16 protein-coding genes are annotated in these 15,613 nt (G+C 62.2%); 9 read left to right on the forward strand and 7 right to left on the reverse strand.

Annotated features, from left to right (window positions below):
* Positions 1-47 precede the first annotated feature (47 nt).
* The 3 genes from ACO06J_RS09910 to ACO06J_RS09920 all read left to right on the forward strand — a co-directional run bounded on the left by ACO06J_RS09910 (position 48) and on the right by ACO06J_RS09920 (position 2,138).
* A complete protein-coding gene (locus tag ACO06J_RS09910) occupies positions 48-788 on the forward strand; it encodes an adenosylcobinamide-GDP ribazoletransferase (RefSeq protein ID WP_421760543.1) in 741 nt (246 codons plus the stop codon).
* Between the two features lie 86 nt (positions 789-874).
* Positions 875-1,561: a retropepsin-like aspartic protease family protein gene (locus ACO06J_RS09915; protein WP_421760544.1), complete on the forward strand. Its 687-nt coding sequence runs from the start codon at positions 875-877 to the stop codon at positions 1,559-1,561.
* Between the two features lie 76 nt (positions 1,562-1,637).
* Positions 1,638-2,138: a nucleoside deaminase gene (locus tag ACO06J_RS09920; RefSeq protein WP_421760545.1), complete on the forward strand. Its 501-nt coding sequence runs from the start codon at positions 1,638-1,640 to the stop codon at positions 2,136-2,138.
* A 7-nt stretch (positions 2,139-2,145) separates the two neighbouring features.
* Here the strand turns inward: ACO06J_RS09920 and dusA are convergent, their stop codons facing one another.
* The gene (gene dusA / locus ACO06J_RS09925) at positions 2,146-3,144 is read right to left on the reverse strand and encodes a tRNA dihydrouridine(20/20a) synthase DusA (protein ID WP_421760546.1); all 999 of its coding nucleotides are present in this window, start codon (positions 3,142-3,144) and stop codon (positions 2,146-2,148) included.
* On the opposite strand from dusA, the gene ACO06J_RS09930 reads away from it, so the two are divergent.
* Genes ACO06J_RS09930 through ACO06J_RS09940 form a run of 3 tightly spaced genes read left to right on the forward strand, consistent with a single transcriptional unit; the run spans position 3,143 to position 6,424 of the window.
* Positions 3,143-3,751, forward strand: coding sequence for a MarR family winged helix-turn-helix transcriptional regulator (locus tag ACO06J_RS09930; protein ID WP_421760547.1), 609 nt, complete (start codon positions 3,143-3,145; stop codon positions 3,749-3,751). The genes dusA and ACO06J_RS09930 overlap by 2 nt on opposite strands.
* Positions 3,748-4,860 (forward strand): HlyD family secretion protein, encoded by a 1,113-nt coding sequence (locus ACO06J_RS09935; RefSeq protein WP_421760548.1) that lies wholly within the window; start codon positions 3,748-3,750, stop codon positions 4,858-4,860. Before ACO06J_RS09930 ends, ACO06J_RS09935 begins: the two co-directional genes overlap by 4 nt.
* A 1-nt stretch (position 4,861) precedes the next feature.
* Positions 4,862-6,424 carry a DHA2 family efflux MFS transporter permease subunit gene (locus tag ACO06J_RS09940; RefSeq protein WP_421760549.1) on the forward strand — a complete coding sequence of 521 codons (1,563 nt, stop codon included), beginning with the start codon at positions 4,862-4,864 and terminating at the stop codon, positions 6,422-6,424.
* Positions 6,425-6,432: 8 nt separating this feature from the next.
* On the opposite strand, the gene ACO06J_RS09945 is transcribed toward ACO06J_RS09940, so the two are convergent.
* From ACO06J_RS09945 to ACO06J_RS09955, 3 genes are all read right to left on the reverse strand, one after another.
* Entirely contained in the window at positions 6,433-7,107 is a 675-nt protein-coding gene (locus ACO06J_RS09945) for a glycosyltransferase (protein WP_421760550.1), read from the reverse strand.
* A 113-nt stretch (positions 7,108-7,220) separates the two neighbouring features.
* On the reverse strand, positions 7,221-7,430 hold the full coding sequence (locus ACO06J_RS09950) for a cold-shock protein (protein WP_421760551.1): 210 nt from the start codon (positions 7,428-7,430) through the stop codon (positions 7,221-7,223).
* A gap of 194 nt (positions 7,431-7,624) precedes the next feature.
* Entirely contained in the window at positions 7,625-9,013 is a 1,389-nt protein-coding gene (locus ACO06J_RS09955) for a M24 family metallopeptidase (RefSeq protein WP_421760552.1), read from the reverse strand.
* A gap of 178 nt (positions 9,014-9,191) precedes the next feature.
* Here ACO06J_RS09955 and ACO06J_RS09960 point away from each other — a divergent pair, with 178 nt between their 5' ends.
* The 3 genes from ACO06J_RS09960 to ACO06J_RS09970 all read left to right on the forward strand — a co-directional run bounded on the left by ACO06J_RS09960 (position 9,192) and on the right by ACO06J_RS09970 (position 11,123).
* On the forward strand, positions 9,192-10,538 hold the full coding sequence (locus ACO06J_RS09960) for an Nramp family divalent metal transporter (protein WP_421760553.1): 1,347 nt from the start codon (positions 9,192-9,194) through the stop codon (positions 10,536-10,538).
* A gap of 61 nt (positions 10,539-10,599) precedes the next feature.
* Complete coding sequence (locus ACO06J_RS09965; protein ID WP_421760554.1) at positions 10,600-10,830, forward strand: type II toxin-antitoxin system CcdA family antitoxin; 231 nt, start codon at positions 10,600-10,602, stop codon at positions 10,828-10,830.
* Positions 10,830-11,123 (forward strand): CcdB family protein, encoded by a 294-nt coding sequence (locus ACO06J_RS09970; protein ID WP_421760555.1) that lies wholly within the window; start codon positions 10,830-10,832, stop codon positions 11,121-11,123. Before ACO06J_RS09965 ends, ACO06J_RS09970 begins: the two co-directional genes overlap by 1 nt.
* Here the strand turns inward: ACO06J_RS09970 and ACO06J_RS09975 are convergent.
* The 3 genes from ACO06J_RS09975 to ACO06J_RS09985 form a co-directional block, all read right to left on the reverse strand.
* Positions 11,120-12,040, reverse strand: coding sequence for a DMT family transporter (locus ACO06J_RS09975; RefSeq protein ID WP_421760556.1), 921 nt, complete (start codon positions 12,038-12,040; stop codon positions 11,120-11,122). The two genes, ACO06J_RS09970 and ACO06J_RS09975, sit on opposite strands and share 4 nt — an antisense overlap.
* 2 nt (positions 12,041-12,042) lie before the next feature.
* Complete coding sequence (locus ACO06J_RS09980) at positions 12,043-12,954, reverse strand: DMT family transporter (protein WP_421760557.1); 912 nt, start codon at positions 12,952-12,954, stop codon at positions 12,043-12,045.
* A 126-nt stretch (positions 12,955-13,080) separates the two neighbouring features.
* Positions 13,081-15,573: a beta-mannosidase gene (locus ACO06J_RS09985; RefSeq protein WP_421760558.1), complete on the reverse strand. Its 2,493-nt coding sequence runs from the start codon at positions 15,571-15,573 to the stop codon at positions 13,081-13,083.
* Between the last annotated feature and the right edge of the window lie 40 nt (positions 15,574-15,613).

Consider the following 15,613-nt stretch of genomic DNA (forward strand, 5'->3'; position numbering starts at 1 on the left):
CAGAGCCCGAAGCGGCGCATCTTTGGAAGTTGAGCGACGACCTGGTGATGGCCCTGCGGTTTTTTTCTCGGCTGCCCACGGGTGACCGCGACCATGAGGCGCCCGAACTCAACCGCATCGCGCTCGCCCTGCCCTTCGCGAGCGTGGTGATCGGGTTCCTGCCCGCACTGCTGGTGATGGCCGCCAGTTGGCTCGGCATTCCCAGCTATTTTGCAGCGGCACTGGGCGTCGCAGCGATGCTAGTCGCAACCGGCGCCATGGCCGACGACGCGATCGCCGACGCGGCGGACGGGCTGTTTGGCGGCACGACGGTCGAACGGCGGCTGGAAATCATGAAGGACAGCCGCCATGGGACCTATGGGGTCGCAGCGCTGACGCTGTACATCATCCTGCGGGTTACTGCGCTTGGCGCATTGGCCGCGATAAACCCGCTGGCGGCGGGTGGAGTCTGGCTTGCGGCAACCGTAGTCGCGCGGTCTGGCTCGCTATGGTTGACGCTTGAGCTGCCGGCGGCCCGGACTGGCGGTGCTTCGGCGAGCGTCGGACGGCTGACGAGACGGTCGTTCGGGATCGGCGCAGTGTTTGCCGCGTTGATCACATTCGTTCTCGCGGCGCCGTTCACCAGCATTTTCGGGGTAGTGCTGGCGCTGGCCGCATCAGCCGGCGTGGCCCTTGGCTGGTCGATCGTTTGTCGCAAGCTGATCGGCGGACAGACGGGGGACCTGATTGGCGCGCTACACGCACTGATCGAGATCGCCGTCCTGACAATTCTTCTTATATTCGCCTGAACCGAGAGGCGCGGCACGGTGACGACGGCGCTTGAATTTCAGCCATAGTCACCCACTATCTCACTGGTATCTACTCGCGAGCTCAGATGTTTTTTATCGGTATTGCTATCGCCGTTGCCATTGGCCTCGTGGTGCTGCTGATCAGCGACGCGGGGACCGCGATCGGAGTGACGCAGGATCAGGTGATGCATGCGTTGCCGCTGGGGATCATCCTGATTGTCATCGCGGGCGGCATGTTCGCGCGCCGCTACCGGGCCAGCGAGCTCGTCGGCGGAGTGGTGCTATGGGTCGGGATTTTCGCACTGTCACTGGTCGGGTACAGCTATCGCGAGGAGTTGGCTGGGGTGGCAACCCGCGTTTTCGGTGAGGTGGTGCCGGGCGCTGCCGAGGTTGATGCCAAGACTGGGGCCGTGACGTTTCGGAGCGGGGCGGACGGCCACTTTTCCATCAATGCCAACATTAACGGGTCGCTGATCCACACCGTGTTTGACACCGGGGCAAGCGCAGTGGTGCTGAGCGACGTGGATGCGCGGCGGGCCGGCATCGACACCAAGACGCTCGTGTACAACGTAGCGGTTTCGACCGCCAACGGCACCGGCCGTGCCGCCAAGGTGGTGCTCGACAAGATCGAAGTTGGCGGCATCGTGCGGCGCAATATCCAGGCCTTTGTCACCGACAAGGGTGCGCTCGAGACCAGCCTCCTGGGAATGACGTTTCTCAAAACGCTCAGCGGCTATGCCGTCGCCGGCCGGTCGCTGGAACTGACGGACTAATTTACAAGTCTTGCCTGTGAGTCTTGGCGGTGCTTGGGGGTTTGTGCTTATGTGCCCCCGAAACCCGGAGACCTCTATGCCTGACGTCACCTTGCGCCCCTATGATGAAGAACTGCTGCGCCGCTCGTTCGCGGTGGCGAGGCGCTCCCGCGAGCGCGGCGACCATCCGTTCGGCTCGGTGCTGGCTGACAAGAATGGCTTTGTCATCATGGAACAGGGGAATGGCTATACGTCTGAGGGCGGCGACCGCACTGCGCACGCCGAGAAGCTGCTTTCGTCATGGGCCGCCAAGAACCTGAGCCTTGCTGAACTGGCGCAGTGCACGCTCTATACCTCGGCGGAACCCTGCGCGATGTGCTCGGGCGCAATCTACTGGGCCGGGATCGGACGCGTCGTGTTCGGGCAGACCGAACGCGACCTCAAGGCGCAGACGGGGGACCATGACGAGAACCCGACGCTCGACCTGCCTTGCCACGTAGTATTCGAAGCTGGCCAGCGCCCCACTGAAGTGGTCGGGCCTCTGCTCGCTGAAGAAGCGTCGCAGTTGCAGGCCGACTTCTGGGCCAACAAGGGCTAAGGCACGATCAGGCCGCGGCACTTTCGTGCTGTTCGAGCGCGTTGTAGGCCTGCCAAAGGACTTCCGGACCGGCGCCGCGCTTGCAGGCATCTACACTCAGAACCTGGCGGAAGGTGCGTGCGCCACGACGGCCGTTGGCGAGGCCCAGCATGTGGCGAGTGATGTTGTTAAGCCGGACCCCTGTAGTAAGTTGGGTTTCGGCATAGTCCGCCATAGTGGCCAGCACGGACTTCAGGTCGAACGGAGCGCCCGGTGCGCCGAAGATCTCCGTATCGACACGGCTCAGCAGCACTGGATCGTGATAGGCGGCGCGGCCAAGCATGACGCCCGATACGTTCACGAGGTGCGCCTGCACAGCTTCGAGGGTTTCGATGCCGCCGTTGATGAGCAGCGGCAGGGGCGCGAGACGCTGGGCCAGGCGGTAGACGCGGGGATAGTCCAGCGGGGGAATGGTGCGGTTTTCCTTGGGGCTGAGGCCCTTGAGCCAGGCCTTGCGGGCATGCACGTAAAGCGCCGCAACACCCGCCTCCACCATTGCATCGGCGAAGCGATCAAGGCTCTCCTCGGTGTCCTGATCATCGATGCCGATGCGGCATTTGACAGTGACCGGCACATCGGTGACGCCGCGGATGGCACGAACGCATTCGGCGACCAGTTCGGGCTCAGCCATCAGGCAGGCGCCAAAGCGGCCTGACTGCACACGGTCGGACGGGCAGCCGACGTTGAGGTTGATTTCTGCGTAGCCGAACGCAGCGGCGACGCGGGTAGCCTCTGCCAGTTCTTTCGGATCGGAGCCGCCCAGTTGTACGGCGACCGGCTGTTCGACGGCGTCGAACCCAAGCAGGCGCTCGCGCGGGCCATGGATGATGGCAGCGCTTGTCACCATTTCGGTGAACAGCAGGGCGCGCGACGTCAAGGCACGGTGGAAGAACCGGCAGTGCCGGTCCGTCCAGTCCATCATCGGTGCCACGGAAAAGCGGCGGGCTGTTGCGAGGTCGAGGCTCATGGATGCCGAGATAAGCCAAGGGGAGGAGAATTGCCAGTCCGGCGGGCGCAATACGGATGGCACAGGTTCATCATTGGTTAGCACTACGCACGAGGGCGCTGTTGACTTGCTAAGTGCACTTATTATAAGTGCGCTTATGAATCATTCCCCATCAACCCGTCCGCAGGTCTCGCTTGCCTACCTCATCCATGAGGTTGCGCGGCTGATGAAGCGTCGGTTTGAGGATGAAGCCCGGGTGCACGGCATCACGCTGCCGCAGTGGCGGGCGCTGGCGCAGATTGCAAAGAGCGACGGGATATCGCAGGCAGCACTTGCTGCCCTCACCGACACCGACCCGATGACCATGAGCGGCATTCTCGACCGGCTCGAAAAACGCGGCATGATTGAGCGCACTGTCGATCCAAGTGACAGCCGCGCCAAGTTTGCCCGGCTCACAGAGGCCGGCAGAGAGCACTATTCCACGGCGAAATCCGTTGGACTTGCCATGTACGAAACGGCCCTTGAGGGCGTAACGCCGGCGGAACGGCAGGTTGTCGAGACCGCCCTTAGCAAAATTCGTGAAAACCTTTCCGGCCCAGCAGCCGATTTGAAGGAATTGCAGCCATGAACGCCCGCGCCAAGACGCCTGCCCCCGGTGAAGCCGAGCCGGTGTCGACACCCATTACTGCGGCAGCGGGGCCCGCGCCCGCAGCCAAGAAGCCCGGTGGCCGCCGTCGGCTTCTGCTGATGGTTTCGGTCCCGGTACTGCTGGCAGCGGTCGGCGGCTATTTCTGGCTTACCGGCGGACGGTATATCGATACCGACAACGCCTATGTTCAGCAGCCCAAGGTTTCGATCTCGGCTGACGTGTCTGGCCGCATCGTCTCCGTTGCTGTCACGGATAACCAGATGGTCAAGGCCGGTGACGTGCTGTTCGGCATCGACCCGGAGCCCTATCGAATCGCGCTCAGCCAGGCCGACGCCGCGCTTGCCGCCGCACGCGTCAACGTGGAGCAGCTGCGCGTGGCACTTTCGACGGCAAGCGCCAAGCTCACGGCCGCACAGCAGACGCTGGATATCCGCCAGAAGGAATGGGATCGGAAGTCGAGCCTCCAGACCCAGGGGCTTGCCGCTGAGGCGAGCCTCGATGATGTCCGGTTGGCGCTGCAAGCGGCGCAGAGTTCGGTGGCGCTTGAGCAGCAGGACGTTGCCAGCGCAACCGCAGCACTCGGCGGGAACCCCGAGATCAAGACCGACGATCATCCTGCAGTGCTGGCGGCACTTGCTGCCCAGCAGAACGCAGCCCGCAACCTTGCCAAGACGACCGTGATCGCGCCTTCCGATGGCATCGTGAGCCAGGTGGGCAGTCTCAACGTCGGACAGTTCATCGCTACCGGCTCGACGATCGCAACCCTGGTGGAGACGGGCAACATCTGGGTGGAAGGCAATTTCAAGGAAACCCAGCTGGGTGGTCTTGCCGCCGGGATGCCGGCTGAAATCACCGTCGACGCCTTCCCGGGTATAAAGTTCAAGGGCCATGTTGACTCGATCGGGGCAGCGACAGGCGCAGAATTCGCGCTGATCCCGGCCCAGAACGCCACCGGCAACTGGGTGAAGGTGGTGCAGCGCATTCCCGTGCGGGTCGTCGTCGACGATGCGAACTCCGAGCCGCTGCGCGCCGGAATGAGTGCTGTGGTCAGTGTCGACACCAAAGCGGAAGTTGCGCAGGCGCACTGATATGGCAAAGGCCCCGGTTCAAGCGTTCTCGCAGCCCAACGTCATCGTCAAGAACCGTGGCCTGCTGACCGCAGGTATCATGGTTGCGGTGGTGATGCAGGTGCTGGACACCACTATCGCCAACGTCGCCCTGCCCCACATGCGGGCGAGTCTTGGTGCGTCGCAGGACGAGATCAACTGGGTCCTCACCTCCTACATCGTGGCGTCCGCCATCGCGACGCCGCTGACCGGCTGGTTTGCGGACCGATTCGGGCGGAAGAACCTCCTGCTGGGTGCGGTGATCGGCTTCACAGTGGCATCTCTGCTTTGCGGTGTTGCCTCGAGCCTTGAACAGATGGTGCTGTTTCGCGTCGTACAAGGCATTTGCGGGGCGGTTCTGGTGCCGCTGGCGCAGGCGACCATCATGGATATCAACCCGCGTGAGCGGCTCGGCCAGGCAATGGCAGTGTTCGGCGCCGGGATCATGATCGGCCCGATCATCGGACCGACGCTGGGCGGCTGGCTGACCGAGACGTTCAACTGGCGCGCGGTGTTCCTGGTCAATCTGCCGGTGGGCGCATTGGCGTTCTTCATCCTGTTTTTTTTGATGCCAAAGAGCGTGATCAAGCTCCGCCGCTTCGACTTCTTTGGGTTCGGCATGCTGGCGCTCGCCGTGGCGTGCCTGCAGCTACTGCTCGATCGCGGCCAACAAGCAGACTGGTTCAAGTCTGCAGAAATCTGGATTTACCTTGGGCTGGCGATTTCCGGCTCCTGGGCGTTCATCATCCACTGTGCAACGGCACAAGATCCGTTCATCGACCTTGGGATGTTCAAGGATCGCAACTTCGCCTCCGGCCTCGTCTTCATCTTCGTGATCGGCATCACGATGTTCTCGGGCCTCGCCCTCCTGCCCCCGATGCTGCAGAACCTGATGGGCTTCCCGGTGATCGAAACCGGTGTTGTCATGGCACCACGGGGCGTCGGCACCATGCTGTCCATGATCATCGTCGGGCGGCTAGTGTCGAAGTATGACCCGCGCATGCTGGTGCTGGTGGGCATTCTGCTGACTGCCTGGTCGCTCTACATGATGACGCAGTTCGATATCGTGATGGGCACCGGACCGATCATGATCAGCGGCGCCTTGCAGGGCATGGGGCTGGGGCTGGTGTTCGTGCCGCTCTCGACACTGGCTTTCGCAACCATCAACCCGAAGTATCGGGTCGACGCGACGAGCATGTTCAGCCTAGTGCGAAATGTCGGCTCAGGCGTGGGTATCTCGATCGTGACCAGCGTGCTGGCCAACATGCAGGTCGTCAATCACGCCGAACTGGCGGAACGTGTAACGCTCGATGCCGGCCCGATCCGTGATTTTGCTACCAGCCATGGCGGGTTCAACAGCACAGTCATCAATACGCTCAACGGGCTCATCACCCAGCAATCGGCGATGATTTCGTTCCTCGATGACTTCTGGCTGATGATGCTGGTTTCGCTCGTCTCGATCCCGATCGTTTTCGTACTGCGCCGTCCGCCGCGGCATCAGGCCAAGCCGAGCCCGGCTGAACAGGCGCACGCCATGGCGGAGTAGGGAGCGGCTCAGTCGCCCCACTTGCCGAAGTACAGTGCCTTTTGCTGCTCCCAGGCGGGGCCGCCGAACACCGAGGCGCTGTGATGAGAGATAGCGATCGGCCAGGTTCCCAGACGGAGGCCCGCCGCACGAGCGCTGCGGCAGAAGTCCATGTCATAAAAGTGGAAGTCGAAGCGCTCATCGAAGCCGACGCCCGCTTCGAGCAGCTTCGACTTGCGAGCCGCCAGAAAGACACCATCCAGAAGTTCGCACGGGGCCGGAACAGCTCCGAATGTGGTGACCTGGGGCGTTTCCTCAACTACTTGCGCAAGTATGCCGCTGAGGTTGCCTGTATCGAACGAGTAGTCGTTCGGCGACGTTGAGAACCAGCACCGCTGGTTTGGCGCGCGGCGGCGGTTGCCGGCGACTCCGATAACGTCGAAGCTCTTCAATCCTTCGACAATGCGCTGGCCGAAGAAATAATCGTCAATCCAGACGTCGTCGTGGATGAAAACGACGATGTCGTGCTCGTTGCTATCGCTGATAGCAGCATTGTATACCCTTGGCAGGCCTGCAGAATTGGAGACTGCTACGCGCCATGCAATAGTGGGGTTGTATCGCAGGCGCTGGCGGGATTTCCCAAGCATTGCGTCCGATCTGAACGTTGCCGCATCGGAACGTGTCGCGGTGACGATTTCGATCATGAGCTGCCCCTCATCCTGCTGCCAACCGAAACGAAGTCAATAGCGCCGACTGCCAACTAAAAAAGCCGGACGCTGCGACACGCCCGGCTTCCAATATGTCTATGAGCGACAGATCAGTCTGCCGAGATCTCGGTGACAGCGATCTTGCCGGTGCGGCGGTCTTCGCCGGTCTCGAACGAGACCTTCTGGCCTTCAGCGAGGTTGGTCAGGCCGGCGCGCTGCAGAGCCGTGGCGTGGACGAACACGTCTTTGCTGCCATTGTCCGGCTGGATGAAGCCGTAGCCCTTTTGGTCGTTGTAGAACTTCACGGTGCCCTTTTGCATCAGGGTGATCCTCTTCACAGGTTGGGTCTGGGACAAAATGATCACGATCACCCTGCCCGGTCAGTCGATCTTTGGAGTCCCTTGAACGTGCGCCTGACCGGAAGCGGTGGCATACGGCCTTACGTCAGCCAAATGTCGATCCGAAATGAAATAATCGGCTGGCGCAAAGTTGGCAAGAGCAAGGCGTAAAAGCGTCACGCTCGGGCAAGGATCCGGTTTGGCGTCAGCCAGAAGGGCGGCATTGCCCCGGCGAGGTTGGAGAGGGGAAGCACTTCGGGTTTGAGCTTGATGCCCAGAACGTCCGACATGAAGTCCCTTCGGGCCTCGACCCGCTGCCAGACACCGGGGAATTCTGCGCGAACCTGGTCCCTGCCCGCTTCATCGAGCAGGGCGATTCCGTCTTCGATGTTGGCGCCGAAATAAGGCGGGCCAGCTGCGGGGATGATGTCGCACTGTACCATCTGCCCGGAGAGGAAGGGCTCGGTTGAACCCGGATAGACCTGGGTATTCATCCACTCATCGATGTGGAGGAGGTGGCCGGGATTGAGCACCAGATTGAAGAACGGAGTGCCAAGATGGCGTCGTGCCAACGCATCCAGTTCTCCGCCCGTCACCCCGATTCCGATCGTCTCGTACCACTCGGCTGCGCAGGCGAAATAGGGACCAGCGAGGCGTTCGACATAGTCGCGTGCGGATTCTGGCAATTGGTTGGCGTCTTCGGCCAGCCATCCCATGCGGCTGGACAGTCCACCCCAGTAGCCCACCGCCGAAGTCACCGGGTCGCCCTGCTCCAGTAGCTTGCTGGAGGGGCTGTCGAGGCCGACGAGGCGGTCGCCGGACGAGAGCATGGTGTGGCACGAGTGCGGAAGCACGCCCAGTTGCATAGTGCGGGCCGCCTCGAACTCGCTCATCCCCGGCCTGATATTGGCAATCAGCGATTTGAGCGCCTCTGAGCACGCCACGGCGCCGAACTCGAACTGGGCTATCTGCACCACCTCATTGACCGCGCGGAGGCCCGTTACCGGGTGCATCAACAGGGCATTGGCGTTGACCACGCGGCCATCAGGGCCGGCGATGCGACGCAGAATGTCGGCAATGTAGGATGGCGTCTCGAGCCAGGCTTCCGGTTTTGCGGCCTCGAATGGTCCGAAATATTTCCACCCGAGCACACCGATGCGGTGCTGAGGCCGCAGACCGGCGTTGCGCAGCACCTCTTCCAGAGCGGGCGTCTTGGTGCGGTCCTGCCCCATTAAGCCGAAGGGCGGGTAGAGCCGCGCCTCGACCTCGATCTGTGCGGCGGCGGCCCGGCCGAGATTTTCGGGTCCGGCCAGCAAGGTCGGCGTCGCGTCGGGTGCGATGACCAGCAGTGCTTCTTCAAAGCGCGGGTCGAACCCGGTGATGTAGCTCAGGTTCGCCGCGTGCTCGCGGTCAGCGTAGATGACCAGCGCATCAAGGCCCGCTGCGCGCCGCGCCTTGCCCAGTGCCGCAAAGCGTTTTCTGTAAACCGCTCTGTCAAGTTCGGGGCGTACTGCCGGGACGCCGAATTCTGGAAGCTTAGCGTCGATCAGGCGGAACGAGGGCATCGAAGGCTCACCAACTGGGTAATTGTTCGGATCGTGAGCGAAAGCCGACGCGAAAGCAATCTCCCTGAGAAGAGTTGACAAGGGCGGCAACTTACTTGCTATTAAGAACCATTCTCAACAATTCGCGCGACCGGCATGCCGGTCTGTGCGGAGAAAAGTCAGACAGGATTGCCGCCCGATGGATGCCAAAGCCAATGACCTGTTCGCCGGCTGGCGCCAGGGCCGGGGCGATGCCTCGCTCTCCGATGTTCATGGCAGTGTTGCAGTGCGCAAGACGGGCAGCTTCTGGCGCCGGGCCCTTGCGTTTGTCGGGCCGGGCTATCTGGTGGCGGTGGGGTACATGGACCCCGGCAATTGGGCCACTTCGATCGCGGCGGGCAGCAAGTTCGGCTACACGCTTCTGGTTGTCGCGCTGATCTCCAATATCATGGCGATCATCCTACAATCGCTGAGCGCGCGGCTCGCCATCGGTTCCGGTCGCGATTTGGCGCAGGCCTGCCGCGACGCTTTTCCGCGGCCAGTTGCTTGGATCCTTTGGCTTTTTGCCGAAATCGCCATCATCGCCACGGACATTGCCGAGGTGGTGGGCACAGCGATCGGGCTCAATCTGATCTTCGGCATCCCGTTGGAGATCGGCGTTATCATCACGGCGCTCGACGTGTTCCTGATCCTCTATTTGCAGAAGATGGGATTCCGGTGGGTCGAAGCATTTGTCATCACCTTGCTGGGTGTGATTGCGGTGAGTTTCGGCATTCAGATTGCGCTGGCCGACCCGAACTGGGGCGAGGTCATCCGCGGTTTTGCGCCAACCACGCAGATCGTCACCAACCCCGAAATGCTCTACCTCGCCCTCGGTATTCTCGGTGCGACCGTGATGCCGCACAATCTCTACCTCCACTCCGGCATCGTGCAGACCCGGGCCTATGGCGACACGATCAAGGACAAGCGCGAGGCGCTCACCTTTGCGACGATTGATTCCACCGTCGCGCTGATGTTCGCACTCCTGATCAACGCCTCGATCCTGATCCTCGCGGCTGCGACGTTCCACAACAGCGGGCATAGCGGGGTGGCCGAGATTGGCCAGGCGCACAGCCTGCTTGCCCCTCTGCTGGGCTTTTCGGTTGCGCCGGTGCTGTTCGGGGTAGCGTTGCTCGCCTGCGGGCTGAACTCCACGGTGACGGCGACGCTCGCCGGGCAGATCGTCATGGAAGGGTTCCTGCAGATCCGGTTGCCGCCATGGATGCGGCGCCTGATCACCCGCGCCATCGCCATCGTTCCGGCGGCTGCGGTCACCATCTGGTTCGGCGAGTCCGGCACGGGACAGTTGCTGATCCTGACGCAGGTGGTGCTCAGCCTGCAGCTCAGCTTTGCGGTGTTCCCGCTGGTGATGTTCACCACCGACAAGAAGAAGATGGGCGCACTGGTGGCGCCGGCCTGGCTGGGACTGCTGGCCTATGCCGTAGCGATCATCATCGCGGGCCTGAACATCAAGCTGCTCTATGATTTTGTGACGACAAGCCTTTAGCGCTTGCAATCTGACGTTCCAGAGGCAAACATGCGCATGTTAATGCGCATGGAGTGTTCTGATGTCTGCAGCCAGCCGACGGGCCGCCAATCTTTCTCTGGATGCTGACCTCCTCGTTGAGGCGCGGGGCATGAAGATCAATCTTTCCCGCGCTGCCGAGGATGGCATTGCACGTGCTGTTGCCGCCGAAAGGGCCCGCGTCTGGGCAAAAGAGAACGCAGACGTGATCCAGAGCAACATCGACTATGTCGAGAAGTACGGCCTGCCACTTGAAAAGTTCCGGATGTTCTAGTGGCGCGATACGATGTGTATCGCGTGGCAGGTGCCTTGGTCGTCGATGTCCAGACTGACCTACTGGATGGATTTCCGACCCGTCTGGTAGCCCCGCTGCTGCCGGTCGATACGGCACCAGTCGCACACAAGCGGCTCAATCCGACGGTACAGATCGATGGGGCGATCTACACCATGAACCCGCAGTACCTTGCAGCTGTCAGGGTGAAGGACCTAGGGCCGCAGATAGGCAGCCTTGATCATCGTCACGACGATATCCGCGCCGCGCTCGATATGATCTTCCTCGGCTTCTAGTCCTGAACCGCCGTTTCGGTTACCACCGACTTTGATAGTTGCCGCTCGCGCAGCAGGATATAGAGGCCGGAGCCCATGACGATGGGGGCGCCGAGGAACAGCCAGATGGTCGGCGGCTGATTGAAGATCAGCCAGCTGGCGCCGGTCATGAAGATGATCTGCAGATAGCCGAACGGGGCGAGCACCGAGGCCGGGGCGTAGCGGTGGGCGGTGGTGACGAACAGGTGGCCGACCAGCGCCGCCGCGCCGATTCCGACGAAGGCCAGCCAGATCATTGGCTCATGAGGCCAGACCCAGCCGCCGAACGAGAACGGCGCGATGCAGAGCGTTGCAACGCCAGAGGCATAGAACTGCTGGGTGGTGGTGGTATCGACGCCGGCGAGCTTGCGGGTTGCGAGGTTGTAGAGCGCGCTGAAGAGGGCGGTGAACAGCGACAGGATCACCGCCGGATGAAACGCCCCGGTGCCCGGCCGGACGATGATGAGCACGCCGATGAAACCAATCGCGATGGCGGCCCAGCGGCGCCAGCCTACGGTTTCGCCGAGCAGCGGAATGGACAGGGCGCAGAGGATCAGCGGCATCGTGAACGAGATGGCCGAGGTGACTGTGAGCGGCAGGAAGGTGATGGCGATAAAATTGAAGACCGTGGACCCCAGGAGCGCGAGACCGCGCACCACTTCGATGCGCCAGTTGCGCGTGCGGGTCAGCGACCTCAGGCCTTCGCGTGGAACGAACAGCGCCAGCACCATGATGAACTGGCCAGCATAGCGGACGAACACCACCTCCATGGTGGGAAGGCCCGACGCGCTCAGGATCTTGGCGAGGCTGTCGATCACCGTGTAGCAAAAGAAGGCCGCGAGCATCAGGCCGATACCGAAGAGGCGGCGATCTTCGACGGGCTTGAGGGCGCTGGCCACGCTCAATCCTCCACGGGCGTCACGCTGGTCTCGCGCCGCAGCTTGCGCTCACGCAGCCAGATGTAGAGCCCCGAGCCGATGATGAAGGGCGTGCCGAGGTAGAACCAGATATCGGGCGGGTTCTGGAAGATCAGCCAACTTGCGATGGCTAGGAGGATCAACTCGGAATAGCTGAACGGCGCCAGCGCCGAGGGAGGCGCGAAGCGGTGCGCAATGGTGTTGAGCTGATGCGCGATCATGCCCGTGATGCCGATGGCGATGAAGGCAAACCAGGTGCCACCTGACGATGGCCAGACCCAGCTGGTAAAGGCAAACGGGGTGACGCAGGCGAGCGCGATGATCCCTGAATAAACCTGCTGGGTCGCAGCAGAATCCACCCCGGCAAGTTTGCGCGTGATGATGCCGTAGAAGGCAGCCGATAGCGCTCCGGCAAGGCAGATCAGCGAGGCGGGATGGAACGCCTCGGTGCCGGGACGGACGATGATGAGGATGCCGATGAAGCCGGCGCCAACCGCGAGCCAACGGCGCCAGCCGACTTTTTCACCCAAGAGCGGGCCGGAGAGCGCCGTAACCATCAACGGCATGGTGAACATCAGCGCGCCGGTGACAGTGAGCGGCAGGAAGCGCTGCGCGAGGAAATTGGCGGCGGTCACTCCGAGGAGGCAGAGCCCGCGTAGCAGCTCAAGCTTCCAGTTGCGGGTGACGAAGAGATTGCGTTGCACTGGCAGGAAGAGCACCAGCGCCAGCACCACGTGCACGGCGTAGCGCACAAAAACGATCTCGCCGAGCGGAATGCCGAAGGTCGAGAGGTACTTGGCCGAGGTGTCGAGGGTCGCGAAGAACAGCTGGGCAAACAGCAGGATGCCAATGCCGAGATTTCGGCGATCTTCGACGGCGGCGATAGGCGAAGACATGGCTGGATCCGGAGCCGCGCAAGACAAGGGGCGGTTCAGCCACAAAGGCTGCGCCGCCCTTCCCTGTCAATGCCACGCCCCCGGCAAAGCGTTCGCAGCAACGAAAGTTGTAGCTGTGCCCCGCCCTCAGTAGGTCTCGCGAAGGTGGCTGAGCTTCAGCCCCTTGGCCAACTCAGCCTTGCTCACGTTTGCGCCGTGGCGCGGGGTGAAGGTCAGGCTGGCCTCCCGGCCCGGCAATAGCGTCAGTGCGTTGTCCGAGAAATGGCCGGGCACTGCTACTGTTGCCGTCACGAACACTGCCGGCGCATCCGAAACCAGCGTCAGGATTGGAGCATCTTCACTCCCCGACCACGTGGCGGTGACATTTGCCCTGGCGAGGTCGTAGCTCTTGTAGGGCTTAGGGAAGAAGTCGTTTTCGCCCAGCAGCGCTCCGTTCTCGTCCGTCCAGGAAAAGAACAGGAACTCATTGGGCGCGAGGTCGGAGAGCGCGATATGGGTCGCGATCACCGCCTTGTCGGGGCTGGTCTTGACGTTCGCCGTGGCGATGATGCGAGCGCCGCCGTTAGCATCGACTGCGTGCACTTCGAGCCCGATATCGGCCTTGCCGGCGGTGTCGTTGATCGCCTTCAAAAGCAGTTCGTCGCCATCGGGCACCGCCACCACGTTGATGGGCCGGAAGAAGCGCTTGGCCATATAGTGGAGCAACTTCCACTGCCCGCCGTAGTCGAGGCTGGCCCAGCTCGCCACCGGGTAGATATCGTTGATCTGCCAATAGAGCGTGCCCATGCAGCGCGGCTTGGTGGAGCGCCAGTATTCGATGGCAGTCTTGATGGCGAGGCCCTGCTGCACCTGGGATAGGAACACCATCTTTTCGAAATCGACCGGGAAGCGGAAATAGCGCGTCATGGTCTCGAGGATGCGGGCATTGCCGCCGGTGTTGCGCTGGTGGCTTTCCATCACCGGCGAGGACGGGTTGCGATCCTCGGGCGCCGAGAAGGTCTCGATGACGTTCATCGAGGTGAAGCTCTGGAAGCCGAACTCGGAGGCAAAGCGTGGGTTGACGCTGCGATAGGCCGAAAAGTCCTTGGCCGAGTGCCAGACGTCCCAATAGTGCAGGTCGCCGCGCGTGTCCTGATGCCAGCCGTCGGAGAAATCCATGTAGCCCAGCGACGGTGAGGACGGCCAGAAGCGGCGGGAGGTATCCTCGTCTTCGACGATGGACCCCAGCATCGAGTTCAGCCGGTCATAGTTGACGAGGTAGAGGTCGCGATTGGCCTTCGTCTCGGGGTACCAGGTGAGCGAGCCGATCACCTCGTTGTCGCCGCACCAGAGCGCGATCGACGCGTGGTGGCTGAGGCGGCGGACCTGCTGGGTGATCTCGGTGCGCACGTCGGCAAGGAAAGCGCGATCGGACGGGTAGCTCATGCATGAGAACATGAAATCGTGCCAGAGCAGGATGCCGAGCTCGTCGCACATCTCGTAGAAATAGTCGGGCTCATACTGCCCGCCGCCCCAGATGCGGAGCATGTTCATGTTCACCGCCTTGGCGCTCTCCAGGAGGTCGCGAATGACCTCGGGGGTGATGCGCGAGGGGATGGCGTCGGCGGGGATCCAGTTGGCGCCGAACATCGAGATGTCGCGGCCGTTGACCCGCACCTTGAACGAATGGTCGATGGCGTCCTTCTCGATCACCCACTCAAGCTTCCTGAGCCCGATCTTACGGGTGGTAACTTCGCCATCGAGGGTGGTGACAAGCGGATAGAGCGGCTGCTCCCCCTGCCCGTTCGGCCACCAGAGTTTCGGGTTCCTGATCGTCAAATTGTGCGTAAAGACGTTCTCGCCCGGCCGTACCACCACCTTGTCGGCAATGGTCTGGCCATCGATCTCGTAGCTCAGTTCCACCGAGCCTTCGGCGAAGGCAAAGACGCGGGTCCGGATCGAGAGCTCGACCGACTTCTTGCCATGCGCCTGGGTGACTTCGACGCTCTCCTGGCGAGCAAGGCGCGACTTGCGGAGCGCTATGCAGCCATAGACGCCGGTGGGCATCAGGCAGATGCCCCAGTCCCAGCCGGCATGGCAGGCAGCCTTGCGCACGAAGTTCATATGTACGCCGGGGAGGCCGTTCGAGAGGTAGTTGTAGGTGAAAGGGATCGGGAACGGATGCCCGTCGGCGCGGGCCTTGGCGACATCCTTGGTCACCGCGAACTCGATGCGCAGGGTGTTGTTGCCGGCTTTAACCTTGCCGGTGACGTCGATGTCGTAGCGGATGAACTGGTTCTGTGTCTCGCCTATGGCCTCGCCGTTGAGGAACACCGTAGCGATGCAGTCGACGTTTTCGAGCGTCAGCGTGAGGTAGCCATCGATATCGGCGGCCTCAGCGGTGAACTTTCGCTCGACCGTCCAGGGCGTATCGTGCACCCACATGACGACGGTTTCGTTCTCGCCGTAGTAGGGGTCAGGGATCTCACCGGCGGCGAGCAGCGCGCCGTGGACATCGCCCGGCAAGATGATCGGCGCCTTGATCTTCAGCTTCGGCGAAGTGAGCGCGAATGTGCCCGCGAGGTTGAGTTCGCTGTATCCGGCTGCGGCGGAAGCCACTGCAGTTGACGCCTTCGCCATTCATTCCTCCGCTGCGCGAGCTGCGGAAAGTGCCAGCACG

It is taken from the genome of Devosia sp. (genome assembly GCF_965229025.1).
GTDB lineage: Bacteria > Pseudomonadota > Alphaproteobacteria > Rhizobiales > Devosiaceae > Devosia_A.